The 15,922-nt window shown below is 58.7% G+C and carries 16 protein-coding genes; 3 read left to right on the top strand and 13 right to left on the bottom strand.

The features are described 5' to 3' along the window. Positions 1-122: 122 nt before the first annotated feature. The 5 genes from B472_RS00555 to mltG are packed head-to-tail and all read right to left on the bottom strand — an operon-like array spanning position 123 to position 4,380. Entirely contained in the window at positions 123-836 is a 714-nt protein-coding gene (locus B472_RS00555) for an ankyrin repeat domain-containing protein (protein ID WP_019427869.1), read from the bottom strand. Between the two features lie 9 nt (positions 837-845). Next, positions 846-1,649, bottom strand: coding sequence for a TatD family hydrolase (locus B472_RS00550; protein ID WP_019427868.1), 804 nt, complete (start codon positions 1,647-1,649; stop codon positions 846-848). A 3-nt stretch (positions 1,650-1,652) separates the two neighbouring features. After that, a complete protein-coding gene (locus B472_RS00545) occupies positions 1,653-2,669 on the bottom strand; it encodes a DNA polymerase (protein WP_026039714.1) in 1,017 nt (338 codons plus the stop codon). Then, complete coding sequence (tmk, locus tag B472_RS00540) at positions 2,666-3,307, bottom strand: dTMP kinase (protein ID WP_019427866.1); 642 nt, start codon at positions 3,305-3,307, stop codon at positions 2,666-2,668. The genes B472_RS00545 and tmk overlap by 4 nt, the downstream gene beginning before the upstream one ends. Positions 3,308-3,366: 59 nt before the next feature. Beyond that, a complete protein-coding gene (gene mltG / locus B472_RS00535) occupies positions 3,367-4,380 on the bottom strand; it encodes an endolytic transglycosylase MltG (protein WP_019427865.1) in 1,014 nt (337 codons plus the stop codon). Between the two features lie 61 nt (positions 4,381-4,441). Here mltG and B472_RS00530 point away from each other — a divergent pair, with 61 nt between their 5' ends. Then, positions 4,442-5,395 carry a folate-binding protein YgfZ gene (locus tag B472_RS00530; protein WP_019427864.1) on the top strand — a complete coding sequence of 318 codons (954 nt, stop codon included), beginning with the start codon at positions 4,442-4,444 and terminating at the stop codon, positions 5,393-5,395. A gap of 106 nt (positions 5,396-5,501) precedes the next feature. Here the strand turns inward: B472_RS00530 and B472_RS00525 are convergent, their stop codons facing one another. Continuing rightward, complete coding sequence (locus tag B472_RS00525; protein WP_019427863.1) at positions 5,502-6,359, bottom strand: YbgC/FadM family acyl-CoA thioesterase; 858 nt, start codon at positions 6,357-6,359, stop codon at positions 5,502-5,504. A gap of 4 nt (positions 6,360-6,363) precedes the next feature. Further along, positions 6,364-7,326, bottom strand: coding sequence for an alpha/beta hydrolase (locus B472_RS00520; RefSeq protein ID WP_019427862.1), 963 nt, complete (start codon positions 7,324-7,326; stop codon positions 6,364-6,366). A 183-nt stretch (positions 7,327-7,509) separates the two neighbouring features. Here B472_RS00520 and B472_RS00515 point away from each other — a divergent pair, with 183 nt between their 5' ends. Next, positions 7,510-8,646 carry an iron-containing alcohol dehydrogenase gene (locus B472_RS00515; protein ID WP_019427861.1) on the top strand — a complete coding sequence of 379 codons (1,137 nt, stop codon included), beginning with the start codon at positions 7,510-7,512 and terminating at the stop codon, positions 8,644-8,646. A gap of 27 nt (positions 8,647-8,673) precedes the next feature. On the opposite strand, the gene B472_RS00510 is transcribed toward B472_RS00515, so the two are convergent. Genes B472_RS00510 through B472_RS00495 form a run of 4 tightly spaced genes read right to left on the bottom strand, consistent with a single transcriptional unit; the run spans position 8,674 to position 13,415 of the window. Next, a complete protein-coding gene (locus tag B472_RS00510) occupies positions 8,674-9,627 on the bottom strand; it encodes a rhodanese-related sulfurtransferase (RefSeq protein WP_026039711.1) in 954 nt (317 codons plus the stop codon). Between the two features lie 28 nt (positions 9,628-9,655). Beyond that, the gene (locus B472_RS00505) at positions 9,656-9,943 is read right to left on the bottom strand and encodes a DUF1330 domain-containing protein (protein ID WP_019427859.1); all 288 of its coding nucleotides are present in this window, start codon (positions 9,941-9,943) and stop codon (positions 9,656-9,658) included. A 9-nt stretch (positions 9,944-9,952) separates the two neighbouring features. After that, positions 9,953-11,044 (bottom strand): patatin-like phospholipase family protein, encoded by a 1,092-nt coding sequence (locus tag B472_RS00500; protein ID WP_019427858.1) that lies wholly within the window; start codon positions 11,042-11,044, stop codon positions 9,953-9,955. Positions 11,045-11,048: 4 nt separating this feature from the next. Further along, complete coding sequence (locus B472_RS00495) at positions 11,049-13,415, bottom strand: Tex family protein (protein ID WP_019427857.1); 2,367 nt, start codon at positions 13,413-13,415, stop codon at positions 11,049-11,051. Positions 13,416-13,627: 212 nt separating this feature from the next. Here B472_RS00495 and B472_RS00490 point away from each other — a divergent pair, with 212 nt between their 5' ends. Beyond that, the gene (locus tag B472_RS00490; protein WP_238147351.1) at positions 13,628-14,020 is read left to right on the top strand and encodes a hypothetical protein; all 393 of its coding nucleotides are present in this window, start codon (positions 13,628-13,630) and stop codon (positions 14,018-14,020) included. A gap of 55 nt (positions 14,021-14,075) precedes the next feature. Here the strand turns inward: B472_RS00490 and B472_RS00485 are convergent, their stop codons facing one another. Both B472_RS00485 and B472_RS00480 read right to left on the bottom strand, forming a co-directional pair. Continuing rightward, on the bottom strand, positions 14,076-14,981 hold the full coding sequence (locus tag B472_RS00485) for an SDR family oxidoreductase (RefSeq protein ID WP_019427855.1): 906 nt from the start codon (positions 14,979-14,981) through the stop codon (positions 14,076-14,078). After that, positions 14,978-15,913 carry a glutathione S-transferase family protein gene (locus B472_RS00480; RefSeq protein ID WP_019427854.1) on the bottom strand — a complete coding sequence of 312 codons (936 nt, stop codon included), beginning with the start codon at positions 15,911-15,913 and terminating at the stop codon, positions 14,978-14,980. Before B472_RS00480 ends, B472_RS00485 begins: the two co-directional genes overlap by 4 nt. Positions 15,914-15,922: the final 9 nt, after the last annotated feature.

The raw sequence follows: 15,922 nt of genomic DNA, 5'->3' as shown, positions 1-15,922 counted from the left end.
AATCTATCCATAGGCCCATCCATGGTTCAACCTGTACCATGTTTACTTTACATAATGCACATCGTCAGCAATTTAATGGGAAGTTGGAAACCCTAAAAAGGCTAAATCTGACTGAAGGAAAATCAGCGCGCTGCAGGCTGAACAGCGGGCGCATGCACAACGGGTTGGTTTCGCTTTTGACGCTCAGCCAAACGCGATAAACCTGTTTCAATCAGTTCTCGGGCATTGGCGCGTTGTCCACGAACCGCGAAATCCAAGGCCGTCATGCCTTGTTGATTTTTAAGCGTCAAATCGGCGCCAGCCTGGATCAAGGCTTTGACGGCCTCTGGGCTACCGTACATGGCCGCCATCATCAAGGGCGTTGTGCCATTGGGCGACTCGGCATCGATATAGGCGCTTTCATCGAGCAAAAACTCAATCACGGGCACATGTCCACCTGTGGCGGCGTAATGCAAAGGCGTCCAACCGGGTTTGTTCACATCCGCATCGTTGTTCACCAGCTTTTTGACCAATGGAAGAAAACCCTTGAGCGCGGCAAGCATCAAAGGACTTTCATCGTGGGCGTTGCGTACTTCAGTCCGTGTTTGGGGCCAACTGGCCAGAAGCTCGGCGACTTTGAGCGAGGGCTCGCGAACGGCCACCATCAAAGCAGGCACACCTTCAGGATTGACCGTGTTGGGATCAAAACCTCTTTGCAAAAGCGTTTGAACCGTCCTGACGTTGTCGACCTGAACCGCTTTGAAAAAATCTTCGTAAGAACCCGCTTGGGCATTCAGGCCACAACAAAAAAGTCCAATTAAAACAACATTAAAAGCAATTTTATTGATGTAATGCATGAGGTTAAATCAATGGGTTTTGTTGAACAAGGTCAGGAAATTTCGGGTGGTCAGATGGCCAATTTCCTCGGCCGAACGGCCCCTTAAATTCGCCAAGAGCTTGGCCACATGGGGCACATAAGAAGGGTTGTTTGTTTTTCCCCGGAAAGGCACCGGCGCCAAATAGGGGCTGTCCGTCTCGATCAACAAGCGATCATCAGGCACAAACTGGGCCACTTCGCGCAAATCAGCGGCCGTTTTGAAAGTCAAGATGCCCGAAAACGAGATGTAAAAACCCAGATCCAGAGCGGCGCGAGCCACTTGTTGGCTTTCCGTGAAACAGTGAAATACACCGCCTGCGCACCCTCCTCCACCCGTTTCACCCTCCTCTTTCAAGATGGCGATCGTGTCGTCTGAAGCCTGTCGGGTGTGGATGACCAAGGGCAAGGCGGTTCGTCTTGCAGCCCGAATATGGGTTCGAAAACGCTCCCGCTGCCATTCCATATCCGCCACAGTACGACCGCCTTTGCGCTCCTCCATCTGGTAGTAATCCAGTCCGGTCTCGCCAATGGCCACCACTTTGGGAAGGGCCGCGCCGTCCAGCAAATCCTGCAAACTGGGCTCACGCACACCTTCATTGTCCGGATGGACGCCCACAGTGGCCCACATGTTTTCGTTGGCCAAGGCCAAGTCGTGAACTTCGCCAAATTTTTCCATCGTGGTGCAGATCACAAGCGCACGCGTCACCGCGGCATCGCGCATGGCTTGCTGGATGGCGTCCAGATCGGCCATCAGTTCAGGAAAATTCAAGTGGCAATGGGAATCGGTGTACATGGCTCAGCCCTTGGACATCAGGGTTTGTTGGGCATCGGCGGTCAGGGCTTCCAGCATCAGACCCGCGTTGAAAGGGTGCTCCGCTGTGCGGGCAGACTGCATCATGCGCTTGAACCAATCGGTCAACACCATGACAGAGGCTGCGCAAGGTGGTAATTGCGCTGTTTCAAAAAATCGCGGCTCAGCGCCCGACTGGCGCAGAACGAGATCGTGACAAAGTTTTTGCAGCGCATCGATTGCCTGCGCTGGGCTCAAGTCGGCCAGATATCGTGCATCACCTCGGCGCATGGCTTTGGGCAAATCGGCCCACCAATCCGGCGACAAACCGGATTCGGCTTGGCGCAGCACATCGGCAGGTCGGCCGCCAGCGCTGCGCAGCCAGTCTTGTGCAAGCGCACCGGGGACGCCCTGCTGTGTCAACCAAACCAGCGCCTCGTCGGGTTCGGGCCATTTCATGGTGTGGGCCAAACAACGGCTGCGGATGGTGGGCAGCAGCATGTGGCTGGCCTCGGTGGCCAGCACAAATCGCACATCACCGGGTGGCTCTTCCAGGGTTTTGAGCAAGGCATTGGCCGTGATGGTGTTCATCCGCTCGGCCGGAAACACCAAAACGGCCTTGCCGCGCCCACGTGCATTGGTGCGCTGGGAAAACTCCACCGCATCGCGCATCGCGTCCACGCGAATCTCTTTGCTGGGTTTGCGGGTTTTTTTGTCGATCTCGTCTTGGGCTTTTTCCGACAAAGGCCAGCCGAGCTCGATCATGACCGTCTCGGGCATCAAAACTTCTAAATCGGCATGCGTACGCACCGCAATGGCATGACAACTCGGGCAGTCACCGCAAGCGCCCTTAGGGGTAGGCTTTTCACACAACCACGCCGTTGCCAAAGCCAGAGCCAACTCGTATTGGCCCAGACCAGACGGTCCTTGTAGCAACCAAGCGTGGCCGCGTTGGGACAGTAAATCGCTGGCCTGCCGAGTGATCCAAGGGGCGTACAACGAAGCGTTCTTCTCGGCGCTCATGCAGCAGTCCGCTTCAGCCATTCGCTCACGGTGCGAGAAACATCTGCGCCCACAGCCTCCATGCTCTGCGCGGCATCAATGCGTGCAAAACGGCTGGGCATTTCTGCTTGGCGGCGGGCGTAAGCGTCTCGAACCGCGGCAAAAAAATCGGCGGGTTGAGATTCAAATTTGTCAGGGACACGGGCCGAGGCGAGGCGTTCGGCGGCGATGACCGGGTCCAAATCAAACCAAATCGTCAGTTCAGGTTGCCTCAACGTGTGGTTCGGCAAGGCCTGAACCATGCCCTCCAATTGGGTCAGCACCTGCCAATCAAACCCCCGACCACCCCCTTGGTAAGCAAAGGTGGCATCGGTAAAACGGTCTGACAAGACCACTTCACCGCGGGCCAATGCAGGCTCAATCACTTGCACCAAATGCTCGCGGCGGGCCGCAAACATCAACAGGGCTTCGGTCAGGGGGTCCATGGGCTCATGCAAAACCAACTCGCGCAGCTTTTCTGACAGGGGTGTGCCCCCAGGCTCACGTGTCAACACCACCGCCCTGGCCGCTTGGCGGAACAAATCGGCCACACGGGCAATGTGGGTGGATTTGCCCGCGCCGTCGATGCCCTCAAAACTGATGAATGTGCCGGTGCTCATAGGGGGTGTGAATTCAATCCTTGATTGTCGCCGATGCCGCCGTCAAGGCTGAAGGTCTGTCATCGGCCCCGTTGGTATCGGTTGACAGCCCGGTTGTGCTCGTCCAGCGTGGTGCTGAAATGGCTGGTGCCATCACCTTTGGCCACAAAATAAAGGGCTTGGGTTTGAGCGGGCTGAACAGCGGCCATCAAAGATGCCTTGCCTGGCATCGCAATCGGGGTGGGGGGCAGTCCCGCACGCGTATAGGTGTTCCATGGGTTGTCTGTCGTCAGGTGGACCCGGCGCAAATTGCCGTCAAAGGCTTCGCCGAGTCCGTAGATGACCGTCGGGTCGGTTTGCAGGCGCATGCCGATGCGCAAGCGGTTGTTGAAAACCCCAGATATCTCAGGCCGATCTTGCGCTTTGCCGGTTTCTTTTTCGACGATGCTGGCCAAAATCAAGACTTCATCGGGCGACCTGAGCGCTGCACTGGGGTGACGTGACTGCCAAGCTTGTTGAACCTGCTTGTCCATGGCGTTCATCGCCCGCTTCAACACGGTCAGATCGCTGGTCCCTTTGGCGTATGAATAGGTGTCAGGATAAAAGCGCCCCTCAGGGGTCACGCCGGGACGTCCTAATTGCCCCATCAAGGCCTCGTCACTCAGATTTCGGCTGTCGGGCTTGAGGTGTTCAGACTTTGCAAGGGCTTGGCGCACTTGTCGCCAATTCCAGCCCTCCACCAAGGTCACGCTGCGCAGGCTTTCTTCGCCCCGTACCAGCATGTTGAGCAAGCGCTTGGGCGAGGTGCCCGGTGGAATTTCATAGCTGCCAGCACGCATGAGGCGCGACTGCCCTGACAAACGAAACCAAGCGAACAACAGTGTTGCCGAAGTCTGCGCGCCGGCATCTTGTACCGCTTGGGCAATGCCTTGGGCTGATGTGCCTGGCTCGATCGACAAGTCCAAAGTGGCTTGGCGCGTATCGATGGGGGCATGAAGCCAAGCATTCACAGCAATCACAGCCGCCATGCCCAAGACCATCAGGCTGATCCACCAACGCATCCAGCCTTTGATCACAGCAGAGTCCTTGTTCATGTGTTGAAAACTTGCTGGCGATGATAATTCAGACTGCATCACCTCATTACCCGGTCTACCCATGAACTTGCCTGTCATATCCAGTATCGACCTGTCGGCCCTACAAGGCGTCAGTTCGCTGCCCACTTTGGGCGTTATCCAAGCCCAGGGAGAGGACGCGTCGAACTTTCTGCACAACCAACTGAGCAACGACGTGCTGCTTTTGCCCGTTGGCCAGTCGCGCTTGGCGGCTTTTTGCTCTGCAAAAGGGCGGATGCAAGCCAGCTTCATCGTCATGAAGGTCGCACCTGACACCGTCTTGCTGGTCTTGAGCCAGGATTTACTGGCCCAGACGCTCAAGCGCCTGTCCATGTTTGTGCTGCGGGCCAAAGTCAAAATGAGCGATGCCACCAGCCTGTGGCAGCTGCGCGGTTTGCTTGGCAACAATGCCATGACTGAGGCGGGCGGTGCCGCGCCCTGGCAGACCAGGGTCCAAGATGGGGCGCATACGGTGGCGCTGTATCCCGCAGTGCTGAGCGACGCCCCAATTCCCCGGGCTTTGTGGATCGCCCCGGCGGGCCACACGCTCCCTGCTGGTGCCGATCTGCCTACCGAGGTTTGGCAATGGGCCGAAGTGATGAGCGGCGTGACCTTGGTCAGCCAAGCCGTGTTTGAAGCTTTTGTGCCTCAAATGCTCAATTACGAATCGGTGGGCGGCGTCAATTTCAAAAAAGGCTGCTACCCCGGCCAGGAGGTCGTCGCACGCAGCCAATTTCGCGGCACACTCAAACGGCGTTTGGCGCTGGTTCATAGCCCTGTGCTTTTGACGGCTGGGCAAGAGGTATTCACCCCCGAAGACCCTGAGCAAGCCTGCGCCACCGTGGTGTTGAGCGTTGCTCGGCCGAATGGACAAGGCTTTGACGCGCTGGTCAGTGGCACACTGGAAAGCATGCAAACAGGTTGGCACGTGGACAAAACCGACGGACAAGCGCTGGACTTTCTGCCGCTTCCCTACCCCTTGCTGGCCGACATCTGAGCGCTTTTCAAGCGTCCGACGCTGGACAGGCCCCCTTTTTGGGAGGGTCGCAGCGCGAAGAAAAAACTGTGTTGACCAGTGCCAAAGCGCAGCCCAAGCGCTGGTCTTAAAGCATGAGCACCATCTCGACGTGGGCAATGCCTGCCTCTTCAAAAACCGCGCCATGCGGCACAAAGCCTGATCGTTTGTAAAAAGCTTCTGCGCTGCACTGGGCATGCAAGATCACTTGGGTGTCGCCGCGGTGCCGAGCGGCGTCAATCAGAGCGTGCAAAACGCGCTGGCCCAAGGCGCTGCCGCGCATCTGCTTTTTGACCGCCATGCGCCCAATTCTGGCCACACCGGGCGCGTGCTGAATCAAGCGGCCTGTCGCCAGGCACATCCCCATGCGGTTCAATGCCACGGCGTGCAAGGCGGTGGCGTCCGCCTCATCCCACTCCAATTCTGCGGGGACCTTCTGCTCATGCACAAATACCTCGGTCCGCAGCGGGCTGGCCTGTTTCTGGAAGTCATGCCATGACCCCACATGAAGCTGCGCCATGTCTTCACCTCGCTCGAACCCTGCCAGCATGTCGCGCAAGGGGGGCGGGATAGGCTGGCTCTTTTTGGCCACCGGATCGGCGTACACATACACCAGCTCACTGGTGATCAGCAATTCTTCACCTCGAAAAATGGCACCGGCAAAGGTCATTGACGAGTTGCCGATGCGGTCGCAGCGCATACAGACTTGAAGGAAATCGTCCATCTCGGCACTGGCGTGGTACTCGAGGCTGGCCTTTTTGACAAACAAGTCTCCACCCAGTTGGTGCATGGTTTCAGCATAAGGCATGGCCAACTGGCGCCAGTAATCGGTCACAGCGGTGTCAAAGTACATCAGGTAATGACCGTTGAAGACGATCTTTTGCATGTCCACTTCGACCCAACGCACGCGCATGCGGTGAGAAAAACGGAAGTCTTGGCGTTTCATGGGTTCAACTTTCAAAAGCGTGTTGCAGAGCCCGGCCCGCATCGGCGTGCGCTTGCAGTGCGTCGGGAATGGCGCGTCCCATGGTGATAAAGCCATGGACAACGCCTTTGTAAATGTCCAGATCCACGGGCACACCGGCCATGCGCAGCGTGTCGGCATATTGCACACCCTCGTCCACCAAGGGATCGCATTCAGCAAGACCTATCCATGCGGGGGCCAGACCTGAGTGATCGGGTGCATTCATGGGGGCAAAGCGCCAATCGTCCCGGTCAGCATCGGCAATGTAATGGCCAAAAAACCAATCGACTGTTTGCTTATCGAGCATGAAGCCAGCAGCAAAAGTGTGGTGCGATGCCGTGCTTTGCCTGGCCACGGTACCGGGATAAAACAGCAGCTGCAAGCACAGCGACATGCCCGCATCGCGGGCCATCAAAGCGCACACGGCAGCCAATGTGCCGCCCGCACTGTCGCCGCCCACAGCCAAGCGCGAGGTGTCTAAACCTCGCGTTTGACCCTGCAGATGCAACCAATTCAAGGCGTCCCAGCTGTCGTTGACAGCCGTCGGAAAACGGTATTCGGGCGCCAGTCGGTAATCGAGCGACACCACCGCGCAGTGTCCTTGGCGTGACAATTGACGGCATAAAACGTCGTGGGTGGTGAGGCTGCCCACGGTGAATCCACCGCCGTGGAGGTACAACAGTGTGGGCAAAGCTTGGGGACTTTGTGGCGCATACAAACGGACGGACATCGCATAACCATCTCGAGCAGCTATGTGAAAGTCTTCTACGCGGTCCACTTTCGGCGCGGGCTGCAGGTCAAGCATGGGGCCGCCCATGTCGTAAAACTCACGCGCCTGTTCCGGCGTCATCGCTGCCATCGGGGGGCGACCTGCTCGGTGCACCCGCTCAATCAGACTGCGGGTGGCGTCGTTCAGCAAGGCTTGCGGGTTGGCGTGGTGACTGCTCATGGGATCAGGGTCAGTGGCGAGGGTGGACTCCAGCAGCGCTGGTCATCAGGGTCAAAGCAAACAAGGGTGACAGTTCCGGTAGGACCCCCATCGATTCCTGCTTCAAAATGGAGCTTGATCCTACAACGCCTTGGCCCGGTGTTCTGTCATATCTGAACCAGGCCCTCTGATTGGAGTTTTCACATGTCTTTCATCAACTACGTCACCCAAATCCAGATCGACTTTGGTGCGGTCAAACTGCTTCAGACCGAGTGTGAGCGCGTGGGCATCCACAAACCCCTGATCGTCACCGACGCGGGCGTCAAAGCGGCTGGCGTTTTGCAAAAGGCCCTCGATGCCCTGCCGGGCTTGCCGGTCACTGTTTTTGATCAGACGCCATCCAACCCCAACGAGGCTGCCGTTCGCGCTGCTGCGGCCCTGTACAAACAACACGGCTGCGACGGCCTGATCGCCGTGGGCGGTGGTTCGGCGATTGACTGCGCCAAGGGCGTGGCCATTGCCGTGAGCCACGAAGGTCCCCTCAAAACCTACGCCACCATCGAGGGCGGCTCGCTCAAGATCACCGACCGAGTCGCCCCCATCATCGCGGTGCCGACCACCAGTGGCACCGGCAGCGAAGTCGCCCGGGGCGCGATATTGATCCTGGACGACGGCCGAAAAGTGGGCTTTCATTCTTGGTTCATCGTGCCCAAAGCCGCCATTTGCGACCCAGAGCTCACCTTGGGCCTGCCGCCCATCCTGACGGCTGCGACCGGCATGGACGCGGTCGCGCACTGCATGGAAACCTTCATGGCAGCCTCATTCAACCCACCTGCTGATGGCATTGCGCTCGATGGTCTGGCCCGTGGGTGGGCGCACATCGAACGGGCAACAGCGCAGGGCCAGGACCGTGAAGCACGCCTGAACATGATGAGCGCCAGCATGCAAGGCGCCATGGCGTTCCAGAAAGGTTTGGGCTGCGTGCATTCGCTCAGTCACAGCTTGGGCGGCGTCAACCCGCGACTGCACCACGGCACTTTGAACGCCATGTTTTTGCCGGCGGTGGTGCTGTTCAACGCAGCAGCCGAGTCGGTGCAAAAAGAAAACCGCCTGAACCGAATGGCCCACGCCATGGGTCTTCAAAGCGGCTCGGACATTCCTGACGCCATCAAGGACATGTGTGCCCGCCTAGGGTTGCCAACAGGTTTGGGCGCCATGGGTGTGACCGAAGGCCAGTTTGACGCCGTCATCACCGGAGCGCTGGCCGACCATTGCCACAAAACCAATCCACGCATCGCCACGGCCGATGAATACAGGGACATGCTGCAGACAAGCTTGTGATACCGCTGCAGTCACTCCCCTGCAGTCTCACCCTGTCAGATGGTCGGGCATCTTGGCGCCCACATGGATCTCGCCGCGGGCCTCGGCCAGCTCGACTTGGCGCTGGCGTTCGGCCAGTTTTTCTTTCTGCTCAGGCGTGCGCTGGTCGTGACAGTGGGCACAGCTCACGCCCAAGACATAGTGTGGCGACAGCTTGTCTTGCGCGCTCAAGGGCCAGCGGCATGAGCGGCACAGCTCATGGCTGCCCAAGCCCAAGCCATGAACCACACTCACACGCTCGTCAAACACAAAACACTCCCCCTGCCAGAGACTTTGCTCAGGTGGAATTTCTTCCAGGTATTTGAGGATGCCGCCTTCGAGGTGGTAAACCTCGTCAAAGCCGCGCATTTTCATGAGCGCGGTCGACTTCTCGCAGCGGATGCCGCCGGTGCAGAACATGGCGACTTTGGGTTTATGGGCGGTGGCTGTTTTCAGGTTTTCCTGCTGCTCTAGCCAGGCGGGCAACTGAACAAAGTTCTTGAGCTTGGGGTTCACGGCACCCTTGAAGGTACCAATCGCCACTTCGTAATCGTTGCGCGTGTCGATGACCACCACCTCCGGGTCGGCCAGCAAGGCGTTCCAATCGGCGGGTTTCACGTACTGGCCCACCGTTTTGTTGGGGTCCAACTCGGGCACGCGCAAAGTCACGATTTCTTTTTTGAGCTTGACCTTCATGCGGGTGAACGGCGGCTTGGGGCTCCAGGACGCTTTGTGGGCCAGGCTGGTCAAGCGTGGATCGGCGCGCAAAAAAGAGAGCACCGCGTTAACGCCGACTTCAGGTCCGGCAATCGTGCCATTGATGCCTTCAGGGGCCAAGAGCAAAGTGCCTTTGACATCGTTCGCTTCGCAGCAGGCTTGTAGAGGTGCTTGCAGATCGACGAAATCAGGCAGATCGACAAATTTATAGAGCGCAGCAGTGAGGAAAAGGGATTCTTTCAACATGCCATGATTATCCGCTTTGCCAACAGGGTCATGTGGCATAAGTGACCAAAACGACATCGGCGGCTTGTTGGCGCAATGGAATCAATTTCTGGTAATCCGCAGATCCATGCCAGCCCTCTGCCGCTGGCATAGAGGGGAAACGAATCACCACGATGTCAGGATGTGGGCAAACACCCGAAAAGGCGTTGACCTGCTCTCCTCGAAAGACCAGTTCTCCCCCAAAAGGCAGCAAGGTGGCCAAAACCTGCGATCGGTATTCGGCCCATTTCTCTGGGTTTTTCACAGTCATTTGACCGACGACGTAGGCTGGGGTCATGGGAAATCCTTAAAGCGCTTGAACCCAAGAGGGATCGGGCTGATGCAACCAGGCGTTGAATTCATCGGCCAATTGCTGACTGGCGCTTGTGGCTGCCGACCACACTTTCACCCTGCCCGCCACATCGCGGTCGTAATGCACAAAATCGTGACGGTCCGGCAATTTACCGTTGGGCAGTGTTTTGACCCATTCGGGGTTGGGGGCCAGAACCACGATGTTGTCTAAAAAGGCGGTCGAGCCATGCCGCCACTTGAGGGCTTTGTCGAGCCAGCCGGGCACCACATTTTTTTGGAAATGCGGATACAGAACAAGGGTGCGTTCCTGGCCTTGCTCGGGCTTTTGCGCGGTCCAGTTGAGGTGCAAGTGGTAGTCGGTGATGCCGCCATCCCAATACGCGCCTCTTGGTGCGCCGGGTATGTCGTGCACGGCTTTCAGGGCAAATGGAATGGCGCAACTGGCTTGAAGGGCGGCCATGAAGTTGCCCTCCTCCAGATTCACCGTCCGGGTGCGAAAGTCTCGCGCGTCAAACGGCAATGGCGCACCCTGCCCAGAAAAAACCACGCGCTCGAGCCAGGCGCCCAAAGCTCTGCGGCTGAGTGCGTTGCTGAGGTAGGCACCGGCATAGCCCAATGGTGTGGCCAGGGGATGTTCGCGTTGCAACATGTGCCGCCCTCGTGAGGTCACGATGTGCAATCGAAAGCGCGGGTGGCTCAGAACCTCGCCGATGCGCCCGCCATAAAAGGCTTGCAGGCTTTGGCCAAATGCATCGCTCACCTGTTGGGCGCTCACACGCTTTTTGCCCGGCTCTGGTTCGTAATGCTGGTGAATGTAATCGTGCTCCAGCCGTTCAAATGCGGCGACAGGATGTCTCAAACAAGCTGTGGCCATGCGCCATGCGCCGATGGAGGCGCCCACCAAATCCACCGATTGGGTACTCTTGAGCAACCATTCACCAAAGATCAAGCGGTCAAGTGGCCCCAAAATCAGGCCTTTGGGCCCGCCCGCCGCACCAGGAACAACGCCGATGTGCTCTGGTCGCAGGCCGTGTTCGCGGATGTGGGTCAATGCCTTGGGGCCAGCATGAATGTGAAGCGCGCGCATGGGCTTACTTCTTGAGGTCTTGTAACTTGGCAAAAGCACTGGCCATGGCCGAGCCCGATGAGGTCGAAGCTGTGGGGGGCGAGGTGTAACTGCCACCGCCTCGCTGGCGCTGCTCGCGCCCTGCCCCTTCAAACTTGTTGTCTCTGGGGCCATCCCGCCTTGTGGGCGCAGCATCGAGCTTCATGGTCAGGCTGATGCGCTTGCGGGCCACGTCGACTTCAAGCACCTTGACCTTGACGATGTCGCCGGTCTTGACCACTTCGCGGGCGTCGCTCACAAACTTGTTGGCCAGCTGGCTCACATGGACCAAGCCGTCCTGGTGCACGCCCAGGTCCACAAACGCGCCAAACTGGGCCACGTTGCTCACGGTGCCCTCCAAGGTCATGCCTTCTTTCAGGTCTTTGATGTCTTCCACGCCGTCGGCCAAGCGAGCCACTTTGAAGTCGGGTCGCGGGTCGCGGCCCGGTTTTTCCAGCTCACCCAGAATGTCTTTGATGGTGATGGCACCGAATTTATCGTTCACAAACAGCTCAGGCTTGAGCGTTTTGAGCACATCCGAGCGGCCCATGATGTCCTGAATGGGCTTGGCGGTTTTGACGATGATTTGCTCGACCACCGGGTAGGTTTCGGGGTGAACGCCCGTCATGTCCAACGGGTTGTCGCCGCCGCGAATGCGCAAAAAGCCCGCACTTTGTTCAAAGGTCTTGGCACCCAAACCCGTCACTTTGAGCAAGTCTTGGCGGGACTTGAACACGCCGTTGGCATCGCGCCAGCGCACCACAGCCTTGGCCACGCTGCCCGACAAGCCCGACACGCGGGTGAGCAAGGGCACGCTGGCGGTGTTGAGGTCGACGCCCACCGAGTTCACGCAGTCTTCCACCACCGCGTCCAGGGTTTTGGCCAGCTCGCTTTGGTTCACATCGTGCTGGTACTGGCCCACGCCGATCGCTTTGGGGTCGATCTTGACCAACTCTGACAGCGGGTCTTGCAAGCGACGGGCAATGGATGCCGCGCCGCGCAGGCTCACGTCCACATCGGGCATCTCCTGAGAGGCGAATTCACTGGCCGAGTACACCGAAGCGCCCGCCTCGCTGACCACCACCTTCTGAATCTCCACGCCCTCGCGCAACTTGGCCAATTGCTTGATCAGGTCGCCCGCCAGTTTGTCGGTCTCACGGCTGGCTGTGCCGTTGCCAATGGCGATCAGGTTGACCTGGTGCTTTTCACACAGCTTGGCCAGTGTGAAGAGTGAACCCTCCCAATCCTTGCGCGGCTCATGGGGGTAGACGGTGGCCGTGTCGACCAGTTTGCCGGTGGCGTCGACCACCGCGACTTTCACGCCGGTGCGGATGCCCGGGTCCAGGCCCATGACCACGCGCGGGCCAGCGGGCGCGGCCAACAGCAAGTCGCGCAAGTTGTCGGCAAACACCTTGATGGCGACTTTTTCGGCCTCTTCGCGCAAACGGGTGAACAAATCGCGCTCGGTGGACAGGCTCAACTTCACGCGCCAAGTCCAGGCCACGCATTTGCGGATCAGGTCGTCCGAGGGGCGGGCCGCATGGCTCCAGCCCAGGTGCAGCGCGATCTTGCCTTCGGCGATGCTCGGTTTGCCGGGCTCAGGCTCGACGGGCAGCACCAGCTTGGCGTCGAGCATTTCGAGTGCACGACCGCGAAACACCGCCAAAGCGCGGTGGCTGGGCACGCGACCCATCGGCTCGTCGTAGTCAAAGTAATCTCGGAACTTGGACACATCGGCGTTGTTTTCGTCCTTGCCATCGGCCAGCTTGCTTTTGAAAAGGCCCTCGTTCCACAGCCATTCGCGCAGGGCTTGCACCAGTGATGCGTCTTCGGCCCAGCGCTCGCTCAGCAGGTCGCGCACACCGTCCAGCACAGCGGCGGTGGTGGTGAAGTCGGTACCTTCCATCGCGCCTGCCGCCAGCACAAAGGCGGCGGCTTCGGCATGCGGGTCCAGGCGCGGGTCGGCAAACAGTTTGTCGGCCAGCGGCTCCAGACCGGCTTCGCGGGCAATCATGCCCTTGGTACGGCGCTTGGGCTTGAAGGGCAAATACAAGTCTTCCAGCTCTTGTTTGGTGGGCGCGGCGTCAATGGCTGCCAGCAATTCGGACGTCATCTTGCCCTGTTCGGTGATGCTTTTGATCACAGCGGCGCGGCGTTCTTCCAGCTCGCGCAAGTACCCCAAGCGCGACTCCAGCTCACGCAACTGGATGTCGTCCAGTCCATCGGTCACTTCTTTGCGGTAACGGGCGATGAACGGGACCGTGGCGCCGCTGTCCAGCAACTCTACTGCTGTCTTGACCTGATCAGGGCGAATTCGGATTTCAGTGGCCAGTTGGGCCAGGATTTTCTGCATGTTTCAGGTCACTGCGGGAATAAAAAACAACGAGTTTGCCACATGCATTGCGCGCTGATCCTGTCTCCAGATGCATGCACGACAGCCCCGATCCGTGTCGAATCAACAATACAAACAAACAACTGCAAAATTTAAAAAAACAATTTTCAATGTAACTTTCCCCATTTAAAGTCATAACAAACTGTTAAAATTGGCAATTGATGGAGTTAACCATGAAATTCGCCATAAGCAAATATTGCATAACTTTTATCATGACCTTGAAGGGCTTGGCGGTCGCTTTCTTGATGCTCACATTGTCAGGATGCCAAGTCATGGGTGGCGGTGTCATCCCAGCCTCTGAATATGAAACCTTCACACCCAAATCTGCAGAACAGCGGATGATGAAAGAAGTCAAACTGCGCTGGGAGGTTCGGGAGGATGTGGCCCAGTTCTGTGCCCAATCCATTGGCATGGGCCGCGAGCAGGCTTACATCACGCCACCCGTGGCGTGTGCCGTCTGGCATGTGGCCAGTAAAGAATGTGTGATCGTGACCGGGACACGCACCAACCATGTGGCTCTGGGCCACGAGGTACGTCACTGTTTCGAGGGCCATTTCCACAAGTAAAAAGGCCCCGCGTTGGAAACGCAAGGCGCCTGTGGCCTTGTGCCTCAGAGCAGGATCAGGCCGAACGAAGCGCTTTTCTGAGGCCCTCACCAACATCAGGGCGGGCGGCAAACGGATCAGGCGGGTTGTTGCCCATCACGATGGCTTCCATGCGGCTTTGCACGTTGCCCAGGGCCTGAGGGTGGCTGTAGATGTAGAACTGGTCAGCCGCCACCGCGTCAAACACTTTTTGCGCCACGTCGGCGGCCGAGACTTTGCCGCTGCCAACCGCTTTGTCGCTCTGCGCTTGCCCAATCAATTGGCTGGCGGTGGGCTTGTCGGCAGCCAGGTCAGCTGGGCGGTTGCGGTGGCTTTGGCTGATGCCGGTGGGCACAAAATAAGGGCACAGCACGCTGGCGCTGACCTGGTCGCTGACCAGGTGCAGGTCTTGGTAAAGGGTTTCGGTCAACGACACCACAGCGTGTTTGCTGACGTTGTAGATGCCCATGTTGGGCGGTGTGAGCAAACCGGCCATGCTGGCGGTGTTGACGATGTGGCCGCGATAAGCAGGGTCGGCCTTGGCGGCCTCCAGCATCATCGGGGTGAACAGGCGCACACCGTGCACCACGCCCCAGAGGTTGACACCCAACACCCACTCCCAGTCGGCCACGGAGTTTTCCCACACCAAGCCCCCTGCCCCCACGCCCGCGTTGTTGAACACCAAGTGCGGTGCGCCAAAGCGTGCTTTGACATCGGCCGCCAGTTGCGCCATGGCTTGGGCGTTCGACACGTCCACCTTGCGAGCCAGCACCTGAGCGCCTTGGGCGGTCATTTCGGCCTCGGCCTTGTCCAACGCGTCTTGCTGCACATCCACCAACACCAGGTTCATGCCCAGCTTGGCACCAATGCGGGCGCATTCCAGGCCAAAGCCTGAACCTGCACCGGTCAGGACCGCGGTTTTGCCTTTGAAGTTTTCGATCATGGGGAAACCTTTTTCAATGTGAAGCCCACGCGGGGGAAGTGAACATGGCAGGTGCCCGCGCGGTCGTCGCTGCGGCGCAAGGTGTATCGGGTACTTGTTGCCGCAACCAGCTCGCCTTGGGTGGGCTCCATCCCAAAGTTGTCAGCCGCGATCACGACCTGGTGACCCAGGGCGATCCCGTGATCGTCTTGAAAGACCTCGGCTTGAACGGCGACAGGCGTTGCGCTGTGGGCGGTTTGCAAGGCTTCTTCAGCGCTGCATTTGCCGACAGTGCCATGGCCGATGGCCTTCATGCGGGCCATCCAGCGTTGAATTTCGGGCGTCGCATCCAAAATGCCCGCCAAAGCGGGTGTGCGCTCTTGCGTGAACCAAATCGGGTGATACACCGCAAAGTCGGCCACGCAAGGCTGGCTGCCAAACAAAAAATCTTGACGGTGCAGCATGCTGTCGATGCGGCGCAGATAGCTCTTGTAAGTGCTGGTGGCGTCCGAGGATGCCATGCGCGCTGCGCCACCGCGCATGGCGGTGCGGTCGGCCACAAAAGCCTGCACGCCTTCAGCGGGTACGCCCGCAAACACTTGGGCCACGCCCGCAGGTTGGAAGTTGTAGGCCATCGAAGCCGTGAACAAGGCGCTGTCGGCCCAATGCGCCACGATGCGCGCCGCGCCTTGGACGGCTTCGGGGTAGAGCGTAGGCGTGGGGGCGATGTGCTCCAACACATCGCCAATCAGGGCGGTGTCGCAGTAGATGTCCGCGCCGATCTGCAGCACCGGCGTTTTGCGGTAACCGCCCGTGAGCGCCGTCAAGTCAGGCTTGGGCATGACCATCGGGATGAATACGCTCTTCCAGGCCAGTTGCTTGTGGCCCAGTATCAACCGAACCTTTTCAGCAAAAGGCGAGGTCGGGTAGTGGTGCAAGATCAGATCGGACATGCGGCCAGC

It is taken from the genome of Limnohabitans sp. Rim28 (assembly GCF_000293865.2).
Taxonomy (GTDB): Bacteria; Pseudomonadota; Gammaproteobacteria; order Burkholderiales; family Burkholderiaceae_C; genus Limnohabitans_A.
This window is presented reverse-complemented; position numbering and strand designations above follow the sequence as displayed.

Bases quoted from the DNA above. Each gene is read 5' to 3' on its own strand.
- B472_RS00555 (WP_019427869.1), bottom strand. From the start codon at position 836: ATGCATTACATCAATAAAATTGCTTTTAATGTTGTTTTAATTGGACTT.
- B472_RS00550 (WP_019427868.1), bottom strand. From the start codon at position 1,649: ATGTACACCGATTCCCATTGCCACTTGAATTTTCCTGAACTGATGGCC.
- B472_RS00545 (WP_026039714.1), bottom strand. From the start codon at position 2,669: ATGAGCGCCGAGAAGAACGCTTCGTTGTACGCCCCTTGGATCACTCGG.
- tmk (WP_019427866.1), bottom strand. From the start codon at position 3,307: ATGAGCACCGGCACATTCATCAGTTTTGAGGGCATCGACGGCGCGGGC.
- mltG (WP_019427865.1), bottom strand. From the start codon at position 4,380: ATGAACAAGGACTCTGCTGTGATCAAAGGCTGGATGCGTTGGTGGATC.
- B472_RS00530 (WP_019427864.1), top strand. From the start codon at position 4,442: ATGAACTTGCCTGTCATATCCAGTATCGACCTGTCGGCCCTACAAGGC.
- B472_RS00525 (WP_019427863.1), bottom strand. From the start codon at position 6,359: ATGAAACGCCAAGACTTCCGTTTTTCTCACCGCATGCGCGTGCGTTGG.
- B472_RS00520 (WP_019427862.1), bottom strand. From the start codon at position 7,326: ATGAGCAGTCACCACGCCAACCCGCAAGCCTTGCTGAACGACGCCACC.
- B472_RS00515 (WP_019427861.1), top strand. From the start codon at position 7,510: ATGTCTTTCATCAACTACGTCACCCAAATCCAGATCGACTTTGGTGCG.
- B472_RS00510 (WP_026039711.1), bottom strand. From the start codon at position 9,627: ATGTTGAAAGAATCCCTTTTCCTCACTGCTGCGCTCTATAAATTTGTC.
- B472_RS00505 (WP_019427859.1), bottom strand. From the start codon at position 9,943: ATGACCCCAGCCTACGTCGTCGGTCAAATGACTGTGAAAAACCCAGAG.
- B472_RS00500 (WP_019427858.1), bottom strand. From the start codon at position 11,044: ATGCGCGCGCTTCACATTCATGCTGGCCCCAAGGCATTGACCCACATC.
- B472_RS00495 (WP_019427857.1), bottom strand. From the start codon at position 13,415: ATGCAGAAAATCCTGGCCCAACTGGCCACTGAAATCCGAATTCGCCCT.
- B472_RS00490 (WP_238147351.1), top strand. From the start codon at position 13,628: ATGAAATTCGCCATAAGCAAATATTGCATAACTTTTATCATGACCTTG.
- B472_RS00485 (WP_019427855.1), bottom strand. From the start codon at position 14,981: ATGATCGAAAACTTCAAAGGCAAAACCGCGGTCCTGACCGGTGCAGGT.
- B472_RS00480 (WP_019427854.1), bottom strand. From the start codon at position 15,913: ATGTCCGATCTGATCTTGCACCACTACCCGACCTCGCCTTTTGCTGAA.